18 protein-coding genes are annotated in these 24,427 nt (G+C 53.9%); 8 read left to right on the plus strand and 10 right to left on the minus strand.

The features are described from left to right. Nucleotide 1: 1 nt before the first annotated feature. The 4 genes from hofC to nadC form a co-directional block, all read right to left on the minus strand. Complete coding sequence (gene hofC / locus ACLJTG_RS16065; protein WP_198898310.1) at nt 2-1,204, minus strand: protein transport protein HofC; 1,203 nt, start codon at nt 1,202-1,204, stop codon at nt 2-4. Then, nucleotides 1,194-2,579, minus strand: coding sequence for a type II secretion system protein GspE (gspE, locus tag ACLJTG_RS16070; RefSeq protein ID WP_410959017.1), 1,386 nt, complete (start codon nt 2,577-2,579; stop codon nt 1,194-1,196). The genes hofC and gspE overlap by 11 nt, the downstream gene beginning before the upstream one ends. A 9-nt stretch (nt 2,580-2,588) precedes the next feature. Further along, nucleotides 2,589-3,026: a prepilin peptidase-dependent pilin gene (gene ppdD / locus ACLJTG_RS16075; RefSeq protein ID WP_000414989.1), complete on the minus strand. Its 438-nt coding sequence runs from the start codon at nt 3,024-3,026 to the stop codon at nt 2,589-2,591. A gap of 221 nt (nt 3,027-3,247) precedes the next feature. Then, complete coding sequence (gene nadC / locus ACLJTG_RS16080) at nt 3,248-4,141, minus strand: carboxylating nicotinate-nucleotide diphosphorylase (RefSeq protein WP_001135135.1); 894 nt, start codon at nt 4,139-4,141, stop codon at nt 3,248-3,250. A gap of 87 nt (nt 4,142-4,228) precedes the next feature. Between nadC and ampD the strand changes: the two genes are divergently transcribed. After that, the gene (ampD, locus tag ACLJTG_RS16085; RefSeq protein WP_000936326.1) at nt 4,229-4,792 is read left to right on the plus strand and encodes a 1,6-anhydro-N-acetylmuramyl-L-alanine amidase AmpD; all 564 of its coding nucleotides are present in this window, start codon (nt 4,229-4,231) and stop codon (nt 4,790-4,792) included. Then, entirely contained in the window at nt 4,789-5,643 is an 855-nt protein-coding gene (gene ampE, locus ACLJTG_RS16090) for a beta-lactamase regulator AmpE (protein ID WP_000172039.1), read from the plus strand. The genes ampD and ampE overlap by 4 nt, the downstream gene beginning before the upstream one ends. Nucleotides 5,644-5,734: 91 nt before the next feature. Here the strand turns inward: ampE and ACLJTG_RS16095 are convergent, their stop codons facing one another. The 3 genes from ACLJTG_RS16095 to aroP all read right to left on the minus strand — a co-directional run bounded on the left by ACLJTG_RS16095 (nt 5,735) and on the right by aroP (nt 9,628). Continuing rightward, entirely contained in the window at nt 5,735-6,685 is a 951-nt protein-coding gene (locus ACLJTG_RS16095; protein ID WP_000024767.1) for a family 43 glycosylhydrolase, read from the minus strand. Beyond that, complete coding sequence (locus tag ACLJTG_RS16100; RefSeq protein ID WP_000357537.1) at nt 6,685-8,091, minus strand: glycoside-pentoside-hexuronide (GPH):cation symporter; 1,407 nt, start codon at nt 8,089-8,091, stop codon at nt 6,685-6,687. The genes ACLJTG_RS16095 and ACLJTG_RS16100 overlap by 1 nt, the downstream gene beginning before the upstream one ends. Nucleotides 8,092-8,254: 163 nt before the next feature. Continuing rightward, nucleotides 8,255-9,628, minus strand: coding sequence for an aromatic amino acid transporter AroP (gene aroP / locus ACLJTG_RS16105; protein ID WP_000969487.1), 1,374 nt, complete (start codon nt 9,626-9,628; stop codon nt 8,255-8,257). Nucleotides 9,629-10,190: 562 nt separating this feature from the next. On the opposite strand from aroP, the gene pdhR reads away from it, so the two are divergent. The 5 genes from pdhR to ACLJTG_RS16130 all read left to right on the plus strand — a co-directional run bounded on the left by pdhR (nt 10,191) and on the right by ACLJTG_RS16130 (nt 17,881). Next, a complete protein-coding gene (gene pdhR / locus ACLJTG_RS16110; RefSeq protein ID WP_000331771.1) occupies nt 10,191-10,955 on the plus strand; it encodes a pyruvate dehydrogenase complex transcriptional repressor PdhR in 765 nt (254 codons plus the stop codon). A gap of 159 nt (nt 10,956-11,114) precedes the next feature. Then, a complete protein-coding gene (gene aceE / locus ACLJTG_RS16115) occupies nt 11,115-13,778 on the plus strand; it encodes a pyruvate dehydrogenase (acetyl-transferring), homodimeric type (protein ID WP_000003852.1) in 2,664 nt (887 codons plus the stop codon). Nucleotides 13,779-13,792: 14 nt separating this feature from the next. Beyond that, on the plus strand, nt 13,793-15,682 hold the full coding sequence (gene aceF, locus ACLJTG_RS16120; RefSeq protein ID WP_079951394.1) for a pyruvate dehydrogenase complex dihydrolipoyllysine-residue acetyltransferase: 1,890 nt from the start codon (nt 13,793-13,795) through the stop codon (nt 15,680-15,682). 201 nt (nt 15,683-15,883) lie between these two features. Next, nucleotides 15,884-17,308: a dihydrolipoyl dehydrogenase gene (gene lpdA, locus ACLJTG_RS16125; protein ID WP_079951395.1), complete on the plus strand. Its 1,425-nt coding sequence runs from the start codon at nt 15,884-15,886 to the stop codon at nt 17,306-17,308. 288 nt (nt 17,309-17,596) lie between these two features. Beyond that, entirely contained in the window at nt 17,597-17,881 is a 285-nt protein-coding gene (locus ACLJTG_RS16130) for an outer membrane protein (RefSeq protein ID WP_000765363.1), read from the plus strand. Nucleotides 17,882-17,918: 37 nt separating this feature from the next. Here the strand turns inward: ACLJTG_RS16130 and ACLJTG_RS16135 are convergent, their stop codons facing one another. After that, the gene (locus tag ACLJTG_RS16135) at nt 17,919-18,710 is read right to left on the minus strand and encodes a DUF2950 family protein (protein ID WP_000757452.1); all 792 of its coding nucleotides are present in this window, start codon (nt 18,708-18,710) and stop codon (nt 17,919-17,921) included. A 12-nt stretch (nt 18,711-18,722) separates the two neighbouring features. Continuing rightward, the gene (locus ACLJTG_RS16140; protein WP_079951396.1) at nt 18,723-20,351 is read right to left on the minus strand and encodes a DUF3300 domain-containing protein; all 1,629 of its coding nucleotides are present in this window, start codon (nt 20,349-20,351) and stop codon (nt 18,723-18,725) included. Nucleotides 20,352-20,739: 388 nt separating this feature from the next. On the opposite strand from ACLJTG_RS16140, the gene acnB reads away from it, so the two are divergent. Further along, nucleotides 20,740-23,337: a bifunctional aconitate hydratase 2/2-methylisocitrate dehydratase gene (gene acnB / locus ACLJTG_RS16145; protein ID WP_021294366.1), complete on the plus strand. Its 2,598-nt coding sequence runs from the start codon at nt 20,740-20,742 to the stop codon at nt 23,335-23,337. A 31-nt stretch (nt 23,338-23,368) separates the two neighbouring features. Here acnB and ACLJTG_RS16150 read toward each other — a convergent pair whose 3' ends face one another. Then, on the minus strand, nt 23,369-24,340 hold the full coding sequence (locus tag ACLJTG_RS16150; protein ID WP_020839585.1) for a DUF4424 family protein: 972 nt from the start codon (nt 24,338-24,340) through the stop codon (nt 23,369-23,371). Nucleotides 24,341-24,427 lie beyond the last annotated feature (87 nt).

Here is a 24,427-nt window from a genome sequence, read left to right on the forward strand (position 1 = left end):
CTTATCCCATCCCGCTCATCGCGTCTCCCAGATGAAAAATCGGCAAATACATCGCCACCACCAGCGTACCGATAATTAAGCCGGTGATGATCAATAACGCCGGTTCCAACAGCGACGCCAGATTATCGGCCAGCGCCAGCGTAGTTTCACTGTGGTGACGGGCAAGGTTATGCAGCATGATATCGAGTGAACCTGACGCTTCGCCCGTTCTGACCAGTTGCAGGCATAGCGGACTAAATTCCTGGGTATTTTTTAGCGCCAACCAGACCGGATTGCCCGCGGCGATCTCCTGATGTACCTGCGTTAAACGCTGTGACCAGTAAGGGCAGCCGAGACTCTCGATAGCGCTTTCCAGCCCCTGAAGAAAAGGAATGCCTGCGCTTTGGGTCAATGCCAGTACGGTGAATATTTGCGCTAGTTTCTGGCCTCTTATCAGGCGACCCATAACAGGAAGCCGTAGCAGAAGATGCTGCCGCTGCGCTTGCCAGGACGGTTTTTGTTTTACCCTGCGGTGAGCGATAGCAATGAGCATCGTCAGGAACAAGATGAGCCAACCCCATGTCGACCCCCATTGCGCTATCGCAATAATACCGCGTGTCAGAAGAGGAAGCGGGGTATTGAAGCTACGGTAAATGGCGGCAAATTCCGGCAGGACAAAGTGCAGCATGGCGAAAACGACCAGGGCGGCCATTGTTAGAATAATGGCGGGATAGCGCAGCGCCTTTTTCACGCTAACCGTAATCTGCCGTTGCGCTTTTTGCTGACGGGCCAGTTCAAAGCAGCATTCGGCCAGTTTGCCGGTCAGTTCTCCGGTGCGGATCATCGTCTGGTAGAGCGGCGGAAATACCTGCGGCCAGGAGACTAATGCGCTGGAAAAAGGGACGCCCTGTTCAAGCTCATGAGCCAGCGTGCGCAACAGCGCTTGCCATTGTCGGTGGGGATGCTGTTTCGCAAGGAGTTCCAGCCCTTCTGAAAGCGTCAGCCCGGCATGAATGAGCGTGGCCAACTGATGAATAATTTCAGCGCTTTGCTCTTCTTTCCACAGTGCGGCGTTAACGCCTATGCGCTTGATGCGAAGCGGCATAATGCGCTGATGTTGCAGGGTGATGATCAGCGCCAGACGATTGTCCACCCATACAACGTCTTGTTCCAGTTGACCTTTATCGTTAACGCCTTGCCAGCGCCAGAGCTGTTTAACGCTCATGGGGCATTCCCAGAACGCGCAGTATCTCTTCAAAGGACGTCATGCCTTGCTCAACGGCGCGACAGCCATTTTCAAAAAGCGTCCCTGTACCGGTCTGTTGGAGGTGGGCTTCCAGTGCTTGCGCCGATGCGCCGCTCGCAATTAACTGACGTAATGCCGGGGTAACAGTTAACACTTCGAATAACGCGGTTCGGCCATAAAAGCCGTGGTAGCAATGCTGACAGCCGCTTGCCTGCCAGCGCGGTAGCGCGCTGGGCCAAAGATTGGGCGATAGTACCACGGGATCGCTCAGGCGCTGTTTGCAGTGCGGGCAAAGCTTCCTTACCAGGCGTTGCGCTACCACCAGCGTAAGCGCCGATGAGATCATCCAGCGTGCTACGCCCATTTGCTGCAAACGTATCAGGGTTTCGCTGGTGGAGTTCGTATGGAGCGTTGAAAGTACCAGATGGCCCGTTTGTGCCGCCTTAATGGCGATTTCTGCGGTGTCGCCGTCACGAATTTCACCTACCATGATGATGTCAGGGTCCTGGCGTAAAAGCGCGCGCAGCACATTTTGAAAGGTGAGCCCAGCGCGGGGATGGATCTGCGTCTGGTTAATCCCATCCAGTGGAATTTCTATCGGATCCTCAACGCTACAGAGGTTGATACCCGGCGTATTCCGGGTTTGTAGCGCGCTGTATAGCGTGACCGTTTTTCCGCTACCGGTGGGGCCAGTCACCAGTACCAGCCCCTGAGGTTGCTGTAGGGCTTGTCTAAAAGCGGTAAGTTGTGCCCCGTACATGCCCAGCGTGTCCAGATCCAGCGTTTGTTCAACCTGATGCAACAACCGTAAGACGACTTTTTCGCCTTCTTGACAGGGAAGCGTGGCGATACGAAAAGAGATGCTGTCTCCCGTCAGGTCAACGGTAAATTGCCCGTCCTGCGGCAGCCGATGTTCAGCGATGTCCAAATTTCCCAGGACTTTCAATCTGGCCGTCAGCGCAAGCCCCGTCTCTTTGGCGATGTCCTGCAGAATATGAAGAACACCATCGATGCGGAGCCTTATCCGGTAGCGGCTGGCGCCTGGTTCGAGATGGATATCAGAGGCGCGTTTCGCCATCGCCGAGCGTAATATCTGATTGAGAAGCTGGGCCGCGGTTTCTCCGCCTTTCGCGGCGTTTGCCGAGGGTGCCTGATCCGGCTTATGCCGATGATTTTCCATTTGCTGGCGAGTCCAGCACACAATATCAATCTGTTTTTGCGTGGCGAAATGCAGAGCGTCCAGTAACGCATGAGAGGGCGCGTCGACCACCGCAACAGTGATACTGTTGCTGGCGCTATTGATCAGTACAGCCTGATGACGTTGACACAAGGTATTGAGCTGAGCGTCTTTCATCTTGTCTCCTTAGTTGGCGTCAAAACGGAAGACATCTTCACAAGCCTGTTGTAACGCGCTGTCGCTTTGAATATTGCAGTTACGCGTCCAGCCGGTAATGCCGTTAGCATTGTCCCAGGCGGGCGTCATGATGACGCTAAGCCCGCTCAGACTCTCCTGGCCGGTAAGCGTGATGACGCCTTTTTCCACGCTCATGCCCGAAACATAACGGGTGATGACGGGCGAGGGGATACCGTTGACGCCCGCATCGCATGTGCTCGTCCCTCCATGTTCCAGAGCGCAGAGTTCGACGGCGGTACGGTAGGGGACAAACGTTTGCAACATATCCGTCAGCGCCGCTTTACGCAGATAGTTCTGGTAAGCCGGAATGCCAATGGCGCTTAAAATGGCGATGATGCCAATAACGACCATCAGTTCGATAAGCGTGAAACCGCGTTGTTTTTCCATTGTTCGCTCCTTGAGTTAGCTGGCGCTACTGTGGCAAACGAGGAAAGAGCAGGCGAGCGGCAAAAGGTAAAACGGGAAGGCGGATTCTGAAGATTTTTGCTGCGTTACATGACACGGCAACGTTATTGCGAGGCGCTACGAATATTTTACCGAATCACGACGCGGATAGCCGGACAGGTGATTTATAGACCCGACAGCGCAGCGCCATCGGGCGGAGAGGATCAGCAAAAACGCATGGAGAGATCGAGCGCGCGTACGTGCTTGGTCAGCGCGCCAACGGAGATGAAATCCACCCCGGTTTCAGCAAATTCGCGTAAGGTTTCCGCGGTGACGTTGCCGGATACTTCCAGCCGCGCCTGGCCGTTGACGCGTTTCACCGCCTCGCGCATCTGGTCGGTGTTGAAATTATCCAGCATGATAATATCCGCGCCTGCTTTCAGCGCATCGTCCAGTTCATCCAGATTTTCGACCTCGACTTCTACCGGCACGTCCGGATGTAGCCAGAACGCTTTTTCCACCGCCTGACGAACCGAACCGGAGGCGATGATATGGTTTTCTTTAATCAGGAACGCGTCAGTGAGGCCCAGACGATGATTGGCGCCGCCGCCGCATAAAACCGCATATTTGAGCGCGGTGCGCAGACCCGGCAGCGTTTTACGCGTGTCGAGCAACTGGGTTTGGGTGCCAGCCAGCAGTCCAACGTAGCGGCGTACTTCACTGGCGACGCCGGAAAGGGTCTGGACAAAGTTTAGCGCCGTGCGCTCGCCGGTCAGCAATACGCGAGCCGGGCCGTTCAGTTCAAACACTGTTTGGTTGGCGTGAATGGCGTCGCCGTCATCGACATGCCAGGTGAGGCGCACATCATCGCCCGCCAATTGGATGAAGACCTCTTCAACCCAGCGCTTGCCGCAGAAAACGCCGTCTTCACGAGTGATCACCGTGGCATGGGCTTGCGTATCTGCCGGCAAAAGTTGCGCGGTGATATCGTTGCCAGCATCGACTTCTCCACCTAAATCTTCACGCAGCGCCTGAGCAACGGCGGCAGGGATATCGAGATTAATGCGTTCCAGTAGCGCGTCACGTCGGTCGTCTGGGTTATAACGGCGAGGCGGCATGATAAAACTCCAAATTGCTAACGAATCATAAGGTAGAAACATGCTACTCTGAAGCAGCTATAAGCACCACTCAAAAGGAGACTCCGCATGTTGCCAGATAAGGGTTGGTTGGTAGAGGCGCGACGCGTCCCTTCTCCGCATTATGATTGCCGTCCGGATGACGAAAAACCGTCCTTGCTGGTGGTGCATAATATTAGCCTGCCCCCCGGCGAGTTTGGCGGTCCGTGGATCGATGCATTATTCACCGGAACGATAGATCCAGACGCCCATCCTTTTTTTGCAGAAATCGCTCATCTTCGTGTTTCGGCCCATTGTCTGATTCGTCGCGACGGTGAAATCGTCCAGTATGTGCCTTTTGATAAGCGTGCGTGGCATGCGGGCGTGTCAAACTATCAGGGGCGGGAACGTTGTAATGATTTCTCCATTGGTATTGAGCTGGAGGGGACGGATACGCTGGCTTATACCGATGCGCAGTATCAGCAGCTAGCCGCCGTGACGCGCACGCTTATCGCTTGCTATCCGGCGATCGCCGACAATATGACCGGACACTGCAACATTGCGCCTGACCGCAAAACGGACCCTGGCCCTGCCTTTGACTGGCCGCGCTTTCGCGCTTTGGTAGCCCTCTCGTCGCACAAGGAGATGACATGACGCTGTTTACGACATTACTGGTGCTGATTGTCGAGCGCCTGTTTAAGCTGGGCGAGCACTGGCAGCTCGATCATCGGCTGGAGGCGCTATTCCGTCGGATTACGCATTTTTCGATGTTGCGCACGATGGGAATGACGGCGATCGCGATGGTGGTGACTTTTCTACTGCTCCAGGCGTTAAAAGGGCTGCTATTTAACGTGCCGACACTGGTGGTGTGGATTCTCCTGGGCGTGCTGTGTATCGGCGCGGGCAAAGTGCGAGTACATTATCACGCCTGGCTGAAAGCGGCATCCCGTAACGATCCGCATCCTTGCGAGGCGATGGCCAGCGAGCTTACGCTGATTCACGGCGTGCCGCCGGATTGTAATGAGCGTGAATTTTTGCGTGAGCTGCAAAATGCGTTGTTATGGATAAATTTCCGTTTTTACCTCGCACCGCTATTTTGGTTTATCGTTGGCGGTCCATGGGGGCCGGTAACGCTGGTGGGCTATGCGTTTTTACGGGCCTGGCAGACCTGGCTGGCGCGCTATCAGACGCCGCACCAACGTTTGCAATCCGGCATTGACGCTATTCTTCATGTGCTGGACTGGATTCCGGTACGTCTGGCGGGCGTAGTGTATGCATTACTGGGGCATGGCGAGAAAGCGTTGCCGGCCTGGTTTGCCTCGCTGGCGGATCTGCATACTTCGCAGTATCAGGTGCTCACACGTCTGGCGCAGTTCTCACTGGCGCGTGAACCGCATACTGACAAAGTAGAAACCCCCAAAGCGGCGGTGTCGATGGCGAAGAAGGCCTCGTTTGTGGTGGTGGTGATTATTGCGTTGCTCACCATTTATGGGGCATTAGTGTAGCGTTGTGCCGATGGCGCTAACGCTTATGCTGCCTACAATGGAAAAATCTGTAGGCCCGGTAAGCGCTAGCGCCACCGGGCAGTGCAACGGCTTAGATCGTATCGGCTGGCGGCACGCCAAAATCAGGCATCCCGTTTTCGTCCCAGCGCACCCGTTTCAGACGCGTATGGCGGTTGGGATCGTACAACGGATCGCCTTCAATTTCGGTGTAATTTCTCGCGTGGTACACCAGTACATCTTCACCTTCCGGCGTTTGCGTAAAGCTGTTATGTCCCGGCCCATACTGGCGATTTTCATAGCTGGTGGTAAAGACCGGGCGCGGTGATTTATGCCAGTTGGCCGGATCGCGCGGATCGTCGTTTACGTTAATCCACAGTAATCCCATACAGTAGTTTTCATCGGTGGCGCTGGCCGAATAGCTGATAAACAGCTTGTCGCCATGCACCACGACGGCCGGACCTTCGTTAACCCAAAAACCCCGACACTCCCAGTCGTACTCTGGCTTACTGAGTCTTACCGGCTCGCCTTTAATCGTCCACGGATTTTCCAGTTCAGCCAGATAAATATTTGAGTTACCGGCAATATCCGGCGCTTTTTGCGCCCACAGATACCACTGCTTTCCCTGATGATAAAAAGTGGTGGCATCGAGGGCGAAGGTATCAAACGGTGTTTTAATTTGACCTTTCTCCGTCCACTTGCCGGTGAGTGGGTCGGCATCGGCGCACTCCAGGGCAAACATGCGATGCTGGAACATTCCCAGCTTATCAAGCGCTTGAGTATGGGTAGCGGCAAAATAGATGTACCACTTGCCGTTGATGCGGTGCATTTCCGGTGCCCAGATGAGCTGGCTCATCGGGCCACTTTCCGGTTTGCGCCAGACGACAACGGGGTCGGCGGCGCGCAACCCTTCCAGCGAATCAGCCCGGCGGATTTCCAGCCTGTCATATTCCGGTACGGAGGCAATAAAGTAGTAATCGCTGCCGTCGCGTAAAATAAACGGATCGGCACGTTGTTCAATAAACGGGTTTGGCCAGTTTGCCATCAGGCTTTCCTTACGCTTTCAGCGGCTTTGAGGTCCTGCAACTCACTCAATTCGCGGTAATTAGTGCGACGTTTTTCCAAATCGTCCTGGATTTTTTTCATCAGTTCACGGTCAACTTTCAGCAGACGTACCACGCCTGCGGTAATCAGATAGCCAACGCCGGGGATAACGGTAAACAACAGCATAATACCGTTCATCGCCGAGGCGCTTTGCGCTTTGGCGCTGGCGTCATAACCGTACCAGGAGAGCAAAAAGCCGACCATCGCCCCGGCAATCGCCAGGCCCAGTTTCAGGAAGAACAGATTACCGGAGAAGCTAATACCGGTAATGCGTTTGCCGGTTTTCCATTCGCCGTAATCATCGACGTCCGCCATCAGCGACCAGTGCAACGGGGAAGGGATCTGATGCAGAATATTGAGCAGGAAGTAGAGCGCCACTATCATCACGGTAGCTTTCGGATCAAAGAAATAGAACGCGCAGGAGAAAATCGCCAGCGCGATATTGGTCCAGAAAAATACCTTCAATTTACACCAGCGATCGGTTAAGACTTTTGCCAGCATACTGCCGATCATCATACCGACCACGCCAAGGCTAATAAAAAGCGTAGCGAAATGGGTGCTTTGTCCCATCACCCAGGTGACGTAATACATGGTCGCCGCCATACGGATAAACCCCGGGCAGACGTTACATAAGGTCAATAGCAGAATGCGTACCCATTGATCGTTTTTCCACACGTCTTTGAAATCATTCTTCATATCATCGTGCGTCGGAACGGCAGGGCGAACGCGTTCGCGGACGCTGGCAAAGCAGAACAGAAACATACCCATGCCGATAATCGCCAGCACGGTCATCGCCAACTGATAGCCTTTGGCTTTGTCGCCGCCGCCAAACCAGTCCACCATCGGCAATAGCGTTAACGATAGCAACAGCGTCGCGATGCCGACTAACACGAAGCGATAAGCCTGACAGGCCACGCGCTCTTTTGGATCGTTGGTGATCACGCCGCCCAGTGAGCAATAGGGAATATTGATGGCGGTGTAGGTCACGGAAAGCAGAAAATAGGTGACGAAAGCATAGACAACTTTGCTGTTATAGCCCCAGTCCGGCGTCGTGAACATCAGCACGCTGAACAGCGCGTAGGGAAATGCAATCCACAGTAGCCAGGGGCGGAAACGACCATATTTACTTTGGGTACGATCGGCAAGCGCGCCCATCACCGGATCGGTAACGGCATCGATAACGCGTACTGAAAGGAGTAAAACACCGACTAACGCCGGGGCAAGACCAAAAATATCCGTATAAAAGTAATTAACAAACAGCATGATAGCGCCAAAAATAATGTTACATCCGGCGTCACCCATGCCATACCCGATTTTCTCTCTTACCGAAAGTCTGCCCTTATCCATTGAGACTTCTCCCCATCAGATGATGGCGGTAATTATTCGCCTGCGAGCTTTTTTTTGCGTAGCAGGATCACGCCGCTGATATGGATAAAATGGTTATACGTGGGAAACTGTGAGGCAGATAACACCCTCCCCGGACGGGGAGGGCGGAAAAGTAACGTCACGATCAGTGGGCTTTCACCGTTTTTGCCGTTTTTTCTTTACACAGATAGCCGACGCCCAGGATGAGCAGCCATACCGGAATCAGCCACACGGAGATCGCCATACCTGGCGTCATCAGCATAATGATCAATACCGCCGCCATAAACAGCAGACAGAGAACGTTGCCGAACGGATAAAACAGGGCCGGGAAGCGGGTTTTCACGCCCTGTTGCTGTTTCGCGCGACGGAACATCATATGGGCAAGGCTAATCATCGCCCAGTTAATGACCAGCGCGGAGACCACCAGCGCCATCAGCAGTCCGAATGCGGACTCTGGAGCCAGGTAGTTGAGCAGCACGCACAACGCAGTCACGACGGCGGAAACCAAAATGGAGCTCACCGGCACGCCGCGTTTGTCGACGTTCAGCAGCGCTTTCGGCGCATTTCCCTGCTGGGCCAGACCGAACAGCATACGGCTGTTGCAGTAAACGCAGCTGTTATAAACCGATAGCGCGGCGGTGAGAACCACGATATTCAGTGCATTGGCGACAAACGTATCGCCCAGCTCATGGAAGATAAGGACAAATGGGCTGGTATCGGCGGTGACGCGAGTCCATGGCAGCAGCGAAAGCAGAACCGCCAGCGAGCCGATATAAAAAATCAGGATGCGATAGATAACCTGATTAGTGGCTTTGGGGATGCTCTGTTCCGGGTTATCGGCTTCAGCGGCGGTGATCCCTACCAGCTCCAGTCCGCCGAACGAAAACATAATAATGGCCATCATCATCACCAGCCCGGTCCAGCCATGCGGCAGAAAGCCGCCCTGTTCCCACAGGTTGCGCACGGTGGCCTGCGGACCAGCGGTATCGCTGAAGAGTAACCACGCGCCGAACAGAATCATAGCGATGACGGCGATCACTTTAATAATGGCGAACCAAAACTCCATCTCACCGAACACTTTAACGTTGGTCAGGTTGATGGCGTTGATAATCACAAAGAAGGCTGCCGCAGAAGCCCAGGTGGGGATCTCCGGATACCAGAACTGGATATATTTACCCACTGCGGTCAGTTCCGCCATGGCAACTAATACGTACAGCACCCAGTAGTTCCAGCCGGAAGCGAATCCGGCAAAGCCGCCCCAGTATTTATAGGCGAAGTGGCTAAAAGAGCCGGCGACCGGTTCTTCAACCACCATCTCTCCCAGCTGGCGCATAATCAGAAAGGCAATAAAGCCTGCAATCGCATAGCCCAGGATAATTCCTGGCCCCGCCGACTGAATAACGGAGGCGCTTCCCAGGAACAAGCCTGTCCCTATCGCGCCGCCCAATGCGATAAGCTGAATATGGCGGTTTTTCAGGCCGCGCTTGAGCTGCTCGCCGTGCTGCTGACTGTCCATTATAAAACCTCGTGTATCGGGCGCGGTTTATTCATAACGCGCTTATTTTGAACGATGCAGTAGTGCGTGTGTAAGTTTGCAATTCCGCTTTTTGTATTGATTTATTTACAGACTCGTTTTTTTAAATGTCACTTCAACTCTTTCGTCTTGATCAGAATAATGGTATGTGGCCGCGAATGCACCTGCTTTGTGCAGGGGTGATGACGAGTTGCGTAAAAAGAAAGCACTTGTAAATACCTCCTTTTATTTTCCCTTACAGATGTTAATTTGTTTTTATTCATTATTTATGCATAAAAATGCATTTAATCTACTGTTGAATCGGTTCAGATGAGATTTTTTATCGTTTCAAATACGTTAAATCTACCTCCAGGTGGGTAAATTTAACATTTGTGCACAGTTACAGTTTTGAAACATGATTTCTGTAAAATTGTTAAAATGTGCCTCCTTTACTGATTTCAATCAAAACCTGTATGGACAGAAGGTGAATACTTTGTTACTTTAGCGTCACAGACATGAAATTGGTAAGACCAATTGACTCCGGGCAAATGGCTTAAGACAGGAAATCATGGCCTACAGCAAAATCCGCCAACCAAAACTCTCCGATGTGATCGAGCAGCAGCTGGAGTTTTTAATCCTTGAGGGAACATTGCGTCCCGGAGAAAAACTCCCACCGGAACGTGAACTGGCAAAACAGTTCGACGTCTCCCGTCCCTCCTTGCGCGAGGCGATTCAACGTCTCGAAGCGAAGGGATTGTTGCTTCGTCGTCAGGGCGGCGGAACCTTCGTGCAGAGCAGCCTGTGGCAGAGCTTTAGCGACCCGCTGGTGGAACTGCTCTCCGATCACCCTGAATCCCAGTTTGACCTGCTCGAAACGCGCCATGCTCTGGAAGGCATTGCGGCTTATTACGCGGCGCTGCGCAGCACCGATGAAGATAAAGACCGTATTCGCGAGCTGCACCATGCTATTGAGCTGGCGCAAGAGTCCGGCGATCTGGATGCCGAGTCCGAAGCCGTGCTCCAGTATCAAATCGCCGTCACCGAAGCGGCGCACAACGTGGTATTGCTTCATCTGCTAAGGTGTATGGAGCCGATGCTGGCGCAAAACGTGCGGCAGAACTTCGAATTGCTGTATGCGCGTCGGGAGATGCTGCCGCTGGTGAGTACGCATCGCACCCGTATATTTGAAGCCATTATGGCCGGAAAACCAGAAGAAGCGCGTGAAGCGTCACACCGACATCTGGCGTTTATCGAAGAGATTATGCTGGACAGAAGCCGTGAGGAGAGCCGTCGTGAACGCGCTTTACGCCGCCTGGAACAGCGCAAGAATTAGTTTTTTCTGGCAGAACGTTAACCAGAAGATGTTGTGAATAACGCGCAAAAATGTGCGCGGCAACTAAACGCAGAACCTGTCTTATTAAGCTTTCTGACGAAAGTTTAATGGGACAGGTTCCAGATAACTCAACGTATTAGATAGATAAGGAATACCCCCATGTCAGAACGTTTCCAAAATGACGTGGATCCGATCGAAACTCGCGACTGGCTACAGGCGATCGAATCGGTCATCCGTGAAGAAGGTGTTGAGCGCGCTCAGTATCTGATTGACCAACTGCTTTCTGAAGCTCGTAAAGGCGGCGTGAAAGTCGCGGCAGGCGCAGGGGCCAGTAATTACATCAACACTATTGCCGTTGAAGACGAACCGGAATACCCGGGTAATCTGGAGCTGGAACGTCGCATTCGTTCTGCGATCCGCTGGAACGCCATCATGACCGTGCTGCGCGCGTCTAAAAAAGACCTTGAGTTGGGCGGCCACATGGCGTCCTTCCAGTCTTCCGCCACGATCTATGATGTCTGTTTTAACCATTTCTTCCGTGCGCGCAACGAACAGGATGGCGGCGACCTGGTGTACTTCCAGGGCCACATCTCTCCGGGCATCTACGCTCGCGCGTTCCTGGAAGGTCGTCTGACCCAGGAACAGATGGATAACTTCCGTCAGGAAGTTCACGGCAATGGCCTCTCTTCCTATCCGCACCCGAAACTGATGCCGGAATTCTGGCAGTTCCCGACCGTCTCTATGGGTCTGGGCCCAATCGGTGCTATCTACCAGGCGAAATTCCTGAAATATCTGGAACACCGCGGCCTGAAAGATACCTCTAAACAAACCGTTTACGCCTTCCTCGGCGACGGCGAGATGGATGAGCCGGAATCCAAAGGCGCGATCACCATCGCCACCCGTGAAAAACTGGACAACCTAGTCTTTGTTATCAACTGTAACCTGCAGCGTCTTGACGGCCCGGTCACCGGTAACGGCAAGATTGTTAACGAACTGGAAGGCATCTTTGCAGGTGCTGGCTGGAACGTTATCAAAGTCATGTGGGGCGGTCGTTGGGATGAACTGCTGCGTAAAGACACCAGCGGTAAGCTTATCCAGCTGATGAACGAAACCGTTGACGGCGACTACCAGACCTTCAAATCCAAAGACGGCGCTTACGTACGTGAGCACTTCTTCGGTAAATACCCGGAAACCGCCGCGCTGGTGGCCGACTGGACCGATGAGCAGATTTGGGCGCTGAACCGCGGTGGTCACGATCCGAAGAAAGTCTATGCTGCACTGAAAAAAGCGCAGGAAACCAAAGGCAAAGCGACCGTAATCTTGGCCCATACCATTAAAGGTTACGGCATGGGCGACACCGCGGAAGGCAAAAACATCGCTCACCAGGTGAAGAAAATGAACATGGACGGCGTGCGTTACGTCCGCGATCGTTTCAACGTGCCGGTTGCCGATGCTGATCTCGAAAAACTGCCGTACATTACCTTCCCGGAAGGTTCTGAAGAACACAAATACCTGCATGAACGCCGTCAGGCGCTGCATGGCTACCTGCCAAGCCGTCAGCCGAACTTCACCGAGAAGTTAGAGCTGCCTCAACTTTCAGATTTCGGCGCGCTGCTGGAAGAGCAAAGTAAAGAGATTTCCACTACGATCGCTTTCGTGCGTGCCCTGAACGTGATGCTGAAGAACAAGTCGATCAAAGATCGTCTGGTTCCGATCATCGCCGACGAAGCGCGTACTTTCGGTATGGAAGGTCTGTTCCGTCAGATTGGTATCTACAGCCCGAACGGCCAGCAGTACACCCCGCAGGACCGTGAGCAGGTTGCTTACTACAAAGAAGACGAGAAAGGCCAGATTCTGCAGGAAGGTATCAATGAGCTGGGCGCAGGCGCATCCTGGCTGGCTGCGGCGACCTCTTACAGCACCAACGATCTGCCGATGATCCCGTTCTACATCTACTACTCTATGTTCGGGTTCCAGCGTATCGGCGACCTGTGCTGGCAGGCTGGCGACCAGCAGGCTCGCGGCTTCCTGATCGGCGGGACTTCCGGTCGTACTACGCTGAACGGCGAAGGTCTGCAGCACGAAGATGGTCACAGCCACATTCAGTCGCTGACTATCCCGAACTGTATCTCTTACGACCCGGCTTACGCTTACGAAGTGGCTGTCATCATGCATGATGGTCTGGAGCGTATGTACGGTGAGAAACAAGAGAACGTTTACTACTACATCACCACCCTGAACGAAAACTACCACATGCCGGCCATGCCAGCAGGTGCCGAGGAAGGTATCCGTAAAGGTATCTACAAACTCGAAACCCTCGAAGGTAGCAAAGGTAAAGTTCAGCTGCTGGGCTCCGGTTCTATCCTGCGTCATGTGCGTGAAGCAGCACAGATCCTGGCGAAAGACTACGGCGTAGGTTCTGACGTGTACAGCGTAACCTCCTTCACCGAACTGGCGCGTGATGGTCAGGATTGTGAGCGCTGGAACATGCTGCACCCGCTGGAAACCCCGCGCGTACCGTACATCGCTCAGGTGATGAACGACGCTCCGGCTGTAGCATCTACTGACTATATGAAACTGTTCGCCGAGCAGGTTCGTACTTACGTACCGGCTGACGACTATCGCGTACTGGGTACGGATGGCTTCGGTCGTTCCGACAGCCGTGAGAACCTGCGTCACCACTTCGAAGTTGATGCTTCTTATGTGGTTGTTGCAGCGCTGGGCGAACTGGCTAAACGTGGCGAAATCGACAAGAAAGTGGTAGCGGATGCGATTACCAAATTCAACATCGATGCAGATAAAGTTAACCCGCGTCTGGCGTAAGAGGTAAAAGAATAATGGCTATCGAAATCAAAGTACCGGACATCGGGACAGATGAAGTTGAAATCACCGAGATTCTGGTCAAAGTGGGCGACAAAGTGGAAGCTGAACAGTCGCTGATCACCGTAGAAGGCGACAAAGCCTCTATGGAAGTCCCGTCTCCGCAGGCTGGCGTCGTGAAAGAGATCAAAGTCTCTGTCGGCGACAAAACCGAGACCGGCGCACTTATCATGATTTTCGATTCCGCCGACGGTGCAGCCGACGCTGCACCTGCTAAGGCAGAAGAGAAGAAAGAAGCGGCGCCGGCAGCAGCACCTGCTGCGGCAGCGGCGAAAGACGTTCACGTTCCGGATATCGGCAGTGACGAAGTTGAAGTGACTGAAGTGATGGTGAAAGTGGGCGACACCGTAGAAGCTGAACAGTCGCTGATCACCGTCGAAGGCGACAAGGCCTCTATGGAAGTGCCGGCGCCGTTCGCGGGCACCGTGAAAGAGATCAAAGTGAACACCGGTGATAAAGTGTCTACCGGCTCACTGATTATGGTCTTCGAAGTGGCGGGTAAAGCGGGCGCAGCAGCACCAGCGAAAGCGGAAGCCGCTCCGGCTGCGGCTGCTCCAGCAGCAGCGACGGGCGTGAAAGACGTTAACGTACCGGACATCGGCGGTGACGAAGTTGAAGTCACCGAAGTGATGGTCAAAGTCGGCGATAAAGTTGCCGCTGAACAGTCGCTGATCACTGTGGAAGGCGACAAAGCCTCTATGGAAGTTCCTGCGCCGTTTGCGGGGACCGTGAAAGAAATCAAAATCAGCACCGGCGATAAAGTGAAAACTGGTTCTCTGATTATGGTCTTCGAAGTAGAAGGCGCAGCGCCTGCGGCCGCTCCGGCTAAACAGGAAGCGGCGGCACCGGCTCCGGCGGCGAAAGCTGAGAAGCCTGCTGCCCCGGCTGCCAAAGCCGAAGGCAAATCTGAGTTCGCTGAAAACGACGCTTACGTTCACGCTACCCCACTGATTCGCCGTCTGGCGCGCGAGTTTGGCGTCAACCTGGCGAAAGTGAAAGGCACTGGTCGTAAAGGCCGTATTCTGCGCGAAGACGTTCAGGCTTACGTGAAAGACGCTATCAAACGCGCGGAAGCTGCGCCGGCTGCTGCGGGCGGCGGTATCCCGGGGATGCTGCCGTGGCCGAAAGTGGACTTCAGCAAGTTTGGTGAAGTTGAAGAAGTGGAACTGGGCCGTATCCAGAAAATCTCTGGCGCGAACCTGAGCCGTAACTGGGTGATGATCCCACACGTTACGCACTTCGACAAAACCGATATCACCGATCTGGAAGCGTTCCGTAAACAGCAGAACGCCGAAGCTGAGAAGCGCAAACTGGATGTGAAATACACGCCAGTGGTCTTCATCATGAAAGCGGTTGCCGCTGCTCTGGAACAGATGCCGCGCTTCAACAGCTCTCTGTCCGAAGACGGTCAGCGTCTGACCCTGAAAAAATACATCAACATCGGCGTGGCGGTTGATACCCCGAATGGCCTGGTGGTTCCGGTCTTTAAAGACGTGAATAAGAAGAGCGTGACCGAGCTGTCTCGTGAACTGACCACCATCTCCAAAAAAGCGCGTGATGGTAAGCTGACCGCTGGCGAAATGCAGGGTGGTTGCTTCACTATCTCCAGCATCGGCGGCCTGGGAACTACCCACTTTGCGCCGATTGTCAACGCGCCGGAAGTGGCTATCCTCGGCGTTTCTAAGTCGGCGATGGAACCGGTGTGGAATGGGAAAGAGTTTGTGCCGCGTCTGATGATGCCTATCTCTCTTTCTTTCGACCACCGTGTGATCGATGGTGCTGATGGTGCGCGTTTCATTACCATTATCAACAATATGTTGTCTGACATTCGCCGTCTGGTGATGTAAGCGAAAAAGCCGGCCCGACGGCCGGCTTTTTTTTGATAATCTCATGTATTTTGTGAGGTTATTAGCGAAAGCGATAATTCGTGATCCGTTTGTTGTTTCAAAATTGTTAACAATTTTGTAAGATACGGGCGGATAGAACGACCCGGTGGATGATGGGCGATCAAGTACCCCGGACCGCCGGATACAAATAAAGAGGTCATGATGAGTACTGAAATCAAAACTCAGGTCGTGGTACTTGGGGCGGGCCCGGCAGGCTATTCTGCCGCTTTCCGTTGCGCTGATTTAGGTCTGGAAACCGTAATTGTAGAACGCTACAACACCCTTGGCGGTGTTTGTCTGAACGTCGGCTGTATCCCTTCTAAAGCGCTGCTGCACGTAGCAAAAGTTATCGAAGAAGCCAAAGCGCTGGCTGAACACGGTATCGTCTTCGGTGAGCCGAAAACTGATATCGACAAGATTCGTACCTGGAAAGAAAAAGTTATCACGCAGCTGACCGGCGGTCTGGCGGGTATGGCCAAAGGCCGTAAGGTGAAAGTGGTCAACGGTCTGGGTAAATTCACCGGGGCGAACACCCTGGAAGTGGAAGGCGAAAATGGCAAAACCGTGATCAACTTCGACAACGCGATCATCGCGGCGGGTTCTCGTCCGATCCAATTACCGTTTATTCCGCATGAAGACCCGCGCGTATGGGATTCTACCGACGCTCTGGAACTGAAAGAAGTACCGAAGCGTATGCTGGTCATGGGCGGCGGTATCATCGGTCTGGAAATGGGTACCGTATACCACGCGCTGGGTTCAGAGATCGACGTGGTTGAAATGTTCGACCAGGTTATCCCGGCGGCTGATAAAGATATCGTTAAAGTATTCACCAAGCGCATCAGCAAGAAATTCAACCTGATGCTGGAAACCAAAGTGACTGCCGTTGAAGCGAAAGAAGACGGTATCTACGTTTCGATGGAAGGCAAAAAAGCCCCGGCTGAAGCGCAGCGTTATGATGCGGTTCTGGTGGCGATTGGTCGTGTGCCGAACGGTAAAAACCTCGAGGCGGGCAAAGCTGGCGTGGAAGTTGACGACCGTGGCTTTATCCGCGTGGACAAACAGCTGCGCACCAACGTGCCGCACATCTTCGCTATCGGCGATATCGTCGGTCAGCCGATGCTGGCGCATAAAGGCGTTCACGAAGGCCACGTTGCCGCTGAAGTTATCGCCGGGAAGAAACACTACTTCGATCCGAAAGTTATCCCGTCTATCGCGTACACCGAGCCAGAAGTGGCATGGGTTGGCCTGACCGAGAAAGAAGCGAAAGAAAAAGGCATCAGCTATGAAACCGCCACCTTCCCGTGGGCAGCTTCTGGCCGTGCTATCGCTTCTGACTGTGCAGACGGTATGACCAAACTGATTTTCGACAAAGAATCTCACCGCGTGATCGGCGGGGCGATTGTCGGCACCAACGGCGGCGAGCTGCTGGGTGAAATCGGTCTGGCGATCGAAATGGGCTGTGACGCGGAAGACATCGCGCTGACCATTCATGCGCACCCGACTCTGCACGAGTCCGTGGGCCTGGCGGCGGAAATCTTCGAAGGTAGCATTACCGACCTGCCGAACCCGAAAGCGAAGAAGAAATAATCTTCTGCGGGTGGCAATGCGCCACCCGATACAGAAAAGCGGCTTTACAGCCGCTTTTTTTATGCATGGCAAATCAGATGTGTCAAATGATGGCGAAGGATAACGAAACCGCAAAATTTATCCTTTCCGCAGCAGTACGTTTTTCAAAGCTTATGCCGTCGGTAGTGCCTTTGTCTGTCATTTTCGACCAACTAATTGTTTCATAAGAAATACCTCTCCTTACTTTGTCATCATCCTGAAATTGGTAACGCTATAAAATAATAGCGAGCTAATTATGAGGTTTGATATATGAAACTTTTTCTGACAACAGCAGCGCTAACTGCGACCTTGATTTCCGGCATGGCATTTGCCAGCGATCCCGTCATCCCCTGGGCGACTAACAGCGGCGGTACGGAAAGCACGCATATTGCGGCAATGGGCGAGGATTTGAATGCGCAGCATCAGCAGATCACCCACACGCATGAAGGCGTATGGGCGGCCAATTCCGGCAGCATTCAGGCTGATGAAGCCGCGCTGACCAGCAACAAGCCGCCGGTACAAGGCCACCCGGAATTGATGCCGCATCAGGGCTAATGATCACGGCCTGGCGATAACGCCAGGCGCTTACGGGTTATTCGGCGACCTGCCACTGCGCGTCTGGCGCAAAACGCGTGATAGCCTGAACTTTACTCTCCGTCTCCTTGCCTAAATCCGCCTGATAAATACGATCGTCCTGGTTGACCATAAAACTCATCACCCCGGTTTCGCCGTAATGCATCGGCCAGGCCAGAAGCGCCGCGCCGTGACCGTCGTTATCGCTGATAATACGGAAATGGTAGCCGTGGTAACCCTCGTCTGGCGCTGCGGGGCTAAAGTTTGGGCCTAACGGACTGGGGACGTCGCCTGCTTTGGTTGGCCAGTACAGGCCATCTTTTTGGCCTTCGCTACTGATTATCCTGTGCGCCCAGCGATGGTTTTGTAAGTAATAGTCCTGCTGCGCATCAACGTAAGCATGCATGGCCTGTAAGGTAGAAAGTTCATTTCGCCCAATAGTACGGGTGAGGATCTCATTCCCGGCTGCCGCCATATCAAAGCGCCAGCCGCCAGTCTCTTTCACCATGGGCACCGGGAGCTGCCAGTCTTCTCGTCCGACATTCAGGTGCGCCGTATTGTCTTTTTGTACAATGCGATGGCCTTCGCGCCAGTCACGATTGAAGCGGGCCACGGCCTCGGGATCGGCACCTTCCGGCGGCAGAAATTGCCGCCAGTCATCGCCCAGTAGCGCGGTAAGCTGCGTTTCGTTTTTTCCGGCTACCGCCGCGGCGAAGGCGCTGGCGGCCGCTTCCGGGGAGGGGAACCGTTCCTGCGCGTAGCCCAGCAAGGGTAACGACAGTAACAGAGCGCTTAACATAACCTTTTTCATTATCTGCTCCGGTTAACGGCGATGAAATTCATGATGTTCAGAAAAATGTTCCCGCGCGGCGGCGCGTTGCTCGGTGTTTAAGTGACTGCCGCGACGGCTTTCCAGGCCGCGTAGCTGTTGCGATTGCCATGACGGCGATCGACTGTCGTTCCCGCTAAACACATTGGCGTGCATATTCTGGCGAAATGCCTGACGCTGCTGCGGCGTAGAGGATTCAATACGCTGGCGGGCGGTGTCTCTCTGCTGTTGTGAAACAGGGTGCTGCTGGGCTTTAGCCTTCAGCTCGGAACGATGCTGCTGCGTGGTGGATTTATTCAGTGTCTGCTGCGCCGCCTCGCGACGACTGCTGTTTTGTGTTCCGTCATAGCCACGGTAATTATTACGCTGGGCAATTTGATTTAACTGCTGCGATGCCGCCTTACGCTGGGCATCGCGGGTGCCTGGCGCTGGCAAAGAAGCGTTGGCCGTATGGCTGCGCTGTTGAAATTGCGTCATGGCCGCCTGGCGCTGACTGTCGCGAGACACTGGCGCTTGCTGCGTTGCGCTTAACCCGCCGCTAACATTGGTGGGATGGAACCGTTGCGCAACGGTATTATTCGGATAGGGGACGCCATTGCGCCAGGCGGGATTATGCTGCCAGCCCATCGTTTGGCCCGGCAGGTTTTGCCCGGATATCCGGTTGAAATTATTGACATTGATGTTGATATTATCGCCATTATGTTGATAACCGTTACCACCATGATGGTAATCATCATCATGATGGTCGTCGTCATGGTGGTGATGATCGTCGTCATCCCAGTCTATGCTGCTGAACAACGCATAGGTGGTGGCGACGCCCAGACTATAACCAAAACCTTTAACAAAACTATCGGCAAACTGCTGCCCCGGAGGGGGCGGTAAATACACCGGCGGATAAGCGGTATTGGGCCAGGCGCCATACACCGTCGCGGGGTTATAGTTCGGCACGTACACCACCTGCGGATTCGCGGGTTCAATTTTGATGACGGTCGACGGTGTCGCTGGCGTACTGGCGGATGTGGTGGTGGTTGTTGTCGTCGTGACGGCGGTAGAAGCGCTGGACTTCGGCACGCTGGTGACGGTTTGCTGCGGCGTTGATTTTAGCGAACCGGTTTGTTGAGCGAGCAGACGCAACCTTTGCACCGCATCCATCACATCCTGTGGCTGGGCTAAGAACGCATCGCCCAGGTTTTGCACCCATTGCGGATTCTCGCCCATAAGCGCCATCAACTGGGGAAAGGCGACCAGCGATTTGACGCTGGGGTCCCACGGTTGGCTGGCCACCGCCTGAATAGCGGCATCGCCCTGCAGCGTAGGGTTATCGCGCGACCACTGGACGGCCTGAACTACGTTCGCCGGGTAGGTGGAGGCCATGAGCACCTGCGAAAGCAGGGCATCGGGATAAAGCGCGACAGGCGCGACCCATTGATCAATTTGCGCAGTGGTAAAGGTCGTTTTCGCGACAGGCGCGGGCACAGCGCTCTGCGTTGGCTCAGGGGCGGGAGCTGCCGCCTGCGCGGGCGCTTCGGGAGCGCGGCTTTTAACATACAGTACGCCCGAAGCGGCAAATAACCCGGCACTGCACACAAGGGCAATGAGATGGGGTTTAAAGGGCAACGTCATTTTATCTCTCCCGATTCCAGAGAATCGCTATGGTCATTATGCCTGCCGCCGACGGGGTGCAGTTTGGCGTGAGTATAAAGGGACGATAGTTTAATTTTTAGCTAATGTTGGGATCGGTAACGTTACGTGACGATCAAAGCACGAAATGAGGTAAGCATTTATGGCTGCAGCTCCCGTCTCAGTAGAGCATTAGACCATCCTTAACGATTCAGCCACTTTTTTATGTTGCTTTTTTGTAAACAGATTAACACTTAAAGAAAATCCTGTTATTGTGCCTTATGCGGTACCGGGCATTTACCCTACTAACTACTGTCTCACAGGAGCGTGAAGAGAATCGCCCATCAACAAAAGCGCCGCATTATGACAATGAGAGCGAGGAGATATCGTCGTGCTAGAAGAATACCGTAAGCACGTAGCTGAGCGTGCTGCCCAGGGGATTGTGCCAAAACCTTTAGACGCAACCCAAATGGCTGCGCTTGTCGAGCTGCTGAAGACCCCGCCTGTGGGCGAAGAAGAATTCCTGTTAGACCTGTTGATCAACCGCGTTCCTCCTGGCGTAGATGAAGCCGCTTATGTTAAAGCCGGTTTTCTCGCTGCTGTCGCGAAAGGCGACACCACCTCCCCGCTGGTATCCCCAGAAAAAGCCATTGAACTGCTGGGCACCATGCAGGGTGGTTACAACATTCATCCGCTGATTGACGCGCTGGACGATGCGAAACTGGCGCCGATTGCGGCCAAAGCGCTGTCTCACACCCTGCTGATGTTCGATAACTTCTACGACGTAGAAGAGAAAGCCAAAGCGGGCAATGAATATGCCAAACAGGTGATGCAATCCTGGGCCGACGCCGAATGGTTCCTGAGCCGTCCGCCGCTGGCGGAAAAAATCACCGTCACCGTTTTCAAAGTGACCGGCGAAACGAATACCGACGATCTCTCTCCGGCGCCGGATGCGTGGTCGAGACCGGATATCCCGTTACATGCGCAGGCGATGCTGAAAAACGCCCGTGAAGGCATTGAGCCGGATCAGCCAGGCGTTGTCGGCCCCATCAAACAAATCGAAGCATTGCAGAAAAAAGGCTACCCGCTGGCCTACGTGGGCGACGTGGTGGGCACCGGTTCTTCCCGTAAATCCGCGACCAACTCCGTGCTGTGGTTCATGGGCGATGACATCCCGAACGTGCCGAACAAGCGCGGCGGCGGTCTGTGCCTCGGTGGCAAAATTGCGCCTATCTTCTTTAACACTATGGAAGATGCGGGCGCACTGCCAATCGAAGTTGACGTTTCTAACCTGAATATGGGCGATGTGATTGACGTCTACCCGTACAAAGGCGAAGTGCGCAATCATGAAACCGATGAACTGCTGGCAACCTTCGAACTGAAAACCGACGTGCTGATCGACGAAGTGCGTGCCGGTGGTCGTATTCCGCTGATTATCGGACGTGGCCTGACCACCAAAGCGCGTGAAGCGCTGGGTCTGCCGCACTCTGATGTATTCCGTCAGGCAAAAGACGTGGCAGAAAGCAGCCGTGGCTTCTCTCTGGCGCAGAAAATGGTCGGTCGCGCCTGTGGTGTGAAAGGTATCCGTCCGGGCGCGTACTGCGAACCGAAAATGACCTCCGTCGGTTCTCAGGATACTACCGGCCCGATGACCCGCGACGAGCTGAAAGACCTGGCCTGTCTGGGATTCTCCGCCGATCTGGTCATGCAGTCGTTCTGTCACACCGCAGCCTATCCGAAGCCGGTTGACGTCACCACGCACCACACGCTGCCAGACTTCATTATGAACCGTGGCGGTGTCTCTCTGCGTCCGGGCGACGGCGTGATTCACTCCTGGCTGAACCGTATGCTGCTGCCAGATACCGTGGGTACCGGCGGCGACTCCCATACCCGTTTCCCGATCGGTATCTCCTTCCCGGCGGGCTCTGGTCTGGTGGCGTTTGCCGCCGCGACCGGCGTGATGCCGCTGGATATGCCGGAATCCGTGCTGGTACGCTTCAAAGGCAAAATGCAGCCGGGCATCACCCTGCGCGATCTGGTCCATGCCATCCCGCTGTACGCCATCAAACAGGGCCTGCTGACCGTTGAGAAGAAAGGCAAGAAAAACATCTTCTCTGGCCGCATCCTGGAAATCGAAGGTCTGCCGGATCTGAAAGTGGAGCAGGCGTTTGAGCTGACCGATGCTTCCGCCGAGCGTTCTGCTGCGGGCTGTACCATCAAGCTGAACAAAGAGCCGATCATTGAATACCTGACCTCCAACATCGTCCTGCTGAAGTGGATGATCGCCGAAGGCTACGGCGACCGCCGTACGCTGGAACGTCGTATCCAGGGCATGGAAAAATGGCTGGCGGACCCGCAGCTGCTGGAAGCCGATGCTGACGCAGAGTACGCGGCGGTGATCGACATCGATCTGGCGGATATCAAAGAGCCAATCCTCTGTGCGCCGAACGATCCGGACGACGCGCGCCTGCTGTCTGACGTGCAGGGCGAGAAGATCGACGAAGTGTTCATCGGTTCCTGCATGACCAACATCGGCCACTTCCGCGCGGCTGGTAAGCTGCTGGATAGCCACAAAGGCCAGTTGCCAACCCGCCTGTGGGTAGCGCCGCCAACCCGTATGGACGCCGCGCAGCTCACCGAAGAAGGTTACTATAGCGTGTTCGGTAAGAGCGGCGCGCGTATCGAAATTCCAGGTTGTTCCCTGTGTATGGGTAACCAGGCGCGTGTGGCCGACGGCGCGACGGTGGTTTCTACCTCTACCCGTAACTTCCCGAACCGTTTAGGTACCGGTGCGAACGTCTTCCTGGCTTCTGCGGAGCTGGCGGCGGTTGCAGCGCTGATCGGCAAACTGCCGACGCCGGAAGAGTACCAGACCTTTGTGGCGCAGGTGGATAAGACGGCGGTGGATACTTACCGTTACCTGAACTTCGACCAGCTTTCTCAGTACACTGAGAAAGCAGATGGCGTGATTTTCCAGACTGCGGTATAAAAGTGACTGGCCCGGATTTCCGGGCCAGTTTTTACAGCGAAGAATCGTAATAAAAATGGATATCCAGGTTTTCATCGGGCTTGAAGTTTTTTTGTTTAAACTCCAGGGTTAACGGATCAATTTGTTTTAGCGGGTAATTAAAGCAGGGGACGACCACTTCAGTCTCATCCTTCTTATGAATGCGCAAGGTAAAGTCGCCAATGACACCCTCTTTCCAGTTAGCGCCAGTTTTCAGAATATAGCCCAGATAGCCCCAGCCGATATTCGCGCTACCGTCTTCGTTTTTATATTTTATTCCTGCATCCAGCTGTTTTAACGCCTTGCGAGTAGCGGCGGTCAGGCATTGATCGCCGAGCTCATCACCAAGAAGACTGTCAAGGCTGTCAGGCACGCCGGTGGATTTACTGGGCGTGTATGAGTGGTGAATAACGATCTCCTTGCCCGCCGGAAAACGTTGTTGCCAGATAAAATATTGTTGAACGGCAATATTCAGATAGCCGTCATCAAACCACTCTGACGGTAATTGCTGTTTTCCCTCTTTATATCCTTCTTCAATAGAGGCTTTGCCCTCGCGATTGAGGACATGGCGTAGCTGTGGGATCGTCCAGCCGGTTTGCAGTAGTTTCGCCGTAATGTCTTCTTCACCTTTACCGCCTAAGTCATGGATGACTCGCCAGCGGGACTCGCTTTTAACCGGTTTACCGTCCACGCTGATCTTAAAGTTGGCAATACCTTCTGTGCGATCTCCCATATATTGTTGGGAAATAGCCGGCATCGGAAAGGCTACCGGAACGGTAATATCCTGCGCCGAATGATTAATAAATACATAATCGACATTGATACGATCGCTGGCAATCAACAATCGCTCTTTCGCCATGCTGATCTCATTTTGTTGCAGAAATTCAATGGAACCATTGGTTTCCCCGACCGCCGAGTCGTTTGCATAAGCATGATAACTGGTAATAAAACACAGGAGTACGCTCAGCCACTTAAAATATGTCATACCGGTGCATTCCATGTCCGAAACATAATCATTATCATAATCCGGCGAGTGCCGTTTTTCGAGGGAAGAAAAATGCGGTATTATTTA

Origin of the sequence: Salmonella sp. SAL00672 (assembly GCF_046552175.1) — a bacterium.
GTDB lineage: Bacteria > Pseudomonadota > Gammaproteobacteria > Enterobacterales > Enterobacteriaceae > Salmonella > Salmonella enterica.

What these genes read in the sequence shown, in the direction of transcription:
- ACLJTG_RS16095 (WP_000024767.1), bottom strand. Translation starts at nt 6,685, where the DNA reads ATGGCAAACTGGCCAAACCCGTTTATTGAACAACGTGCCGATCCGTTT.
- ACLJTG_RS16135 (WP_000757452.1), bottom strand. Translation starts at nt 18,710, where the DNA reads ATGAAAAAGGTTATGTTAAGCGCTCTGTTACTGTCGTTACCCTTGCTG.
- aceE (WP_000003852.1), top strand. Translation starts at nt 11,115, where the DNA reads ATGTCAGAACGTTTCCAAAATGACGTGGATCCGATCGAAACTCGCGAC.
- ampD (WP_000936326.1), top strand. Translation starts at nt 4,229, where the DNA reads ATGTTGCCAGATAAGGGTTGGTTGGTAGAGGCGCGACGCGTCCCTTCT.
- ACLJTG_RS16130 (WP_000765363.1), top strand. Translation starts at nt 17,597, where the DNA reads ATGAAACTTTTTCTGACAACAGCAGCGCTAACTGCGACCTTGATTTCC.
- hofC (WP_198898310.1), bottom strand. Translation starts at nt 1,204, where the DNA reads ATGAGCGTTAAACAGCTCTGGCGCTGGCAAGGCGTTAACGATAAAGGT.
- ACLJTG_RS16150 (WP_020839585.1), bottom strand. Translation starts at nt 24,340, where the DNA reads ATGACATATTTTAAGTGGCTGAGCGTACTCCTGTGTTTTATTACCAGT.
- ampE (WP_000172039.1), top strand. Translation starts at nt 4,789, where the DNA reads ATGACGCTGTTTACGACATTACTGGTGCTGATTGTCGAGCGCCTGTTT.
- pdhR (WP_000331771.1), top strand. Translation starts at nt 10,191, where the DNA reads ATGGCCTACAGCAAAATCCGCCAACCAAAACTCTCCGATGTGATCGAG.
- ACLJTG_RS16100 (WP_000357537.1), bottom strand. Translation starts at nt 8,091, where the DNA reads ATGGATAAGGGCAGACTTTCGGTAAGAGAGAAAATCGGGTATGGCATG.
- gspE (WP_410959017.1), bottom strand. Translation starts at nt 2,579, where the DNA reads ATGAAAGACGCTCAGCTCAATACCTTGTGTCAACGTCATCAGGCTGTA.
- nadC (WP_001135135.1), bottom strand. Translation starts at nt 4,141, where the DNA reads ATGCCGCCTCGCCGTTATAACCCAGACGACCGACGTGACGCGCTACTG.
- ACLJTG_RS16140 (WP_079951396.1), bottom strand. Translation starts at nt 20,351, where the DNA reads ATGACGTTGCCCTTTAAACCCCATCTCATTGCCCTTGTGTGCAGTGCC.
- aceF (WP_079951394.1), top strand. Translation starts at nt 13,793, where the DNA reads ATGGCTATCGAAATCAAAGTACCGGACATCGGGACAGATGAAGTTGAA.
- lpdA (WP_079951395.1), top strand. Translation starts at nt 15,884, where the DNA reads ATGAGTACTGAAATCAAAACTCAGGTCGTGGTACTTGGGGCGGGCCCG.
- ppdD (WP_000414989.1), bottom strand. Translation starts at nt 3,026, where the DNA reads ATGGAAAAACAACGCGGTTTCACGCTTATCGAACTGATGGTCGTTATT.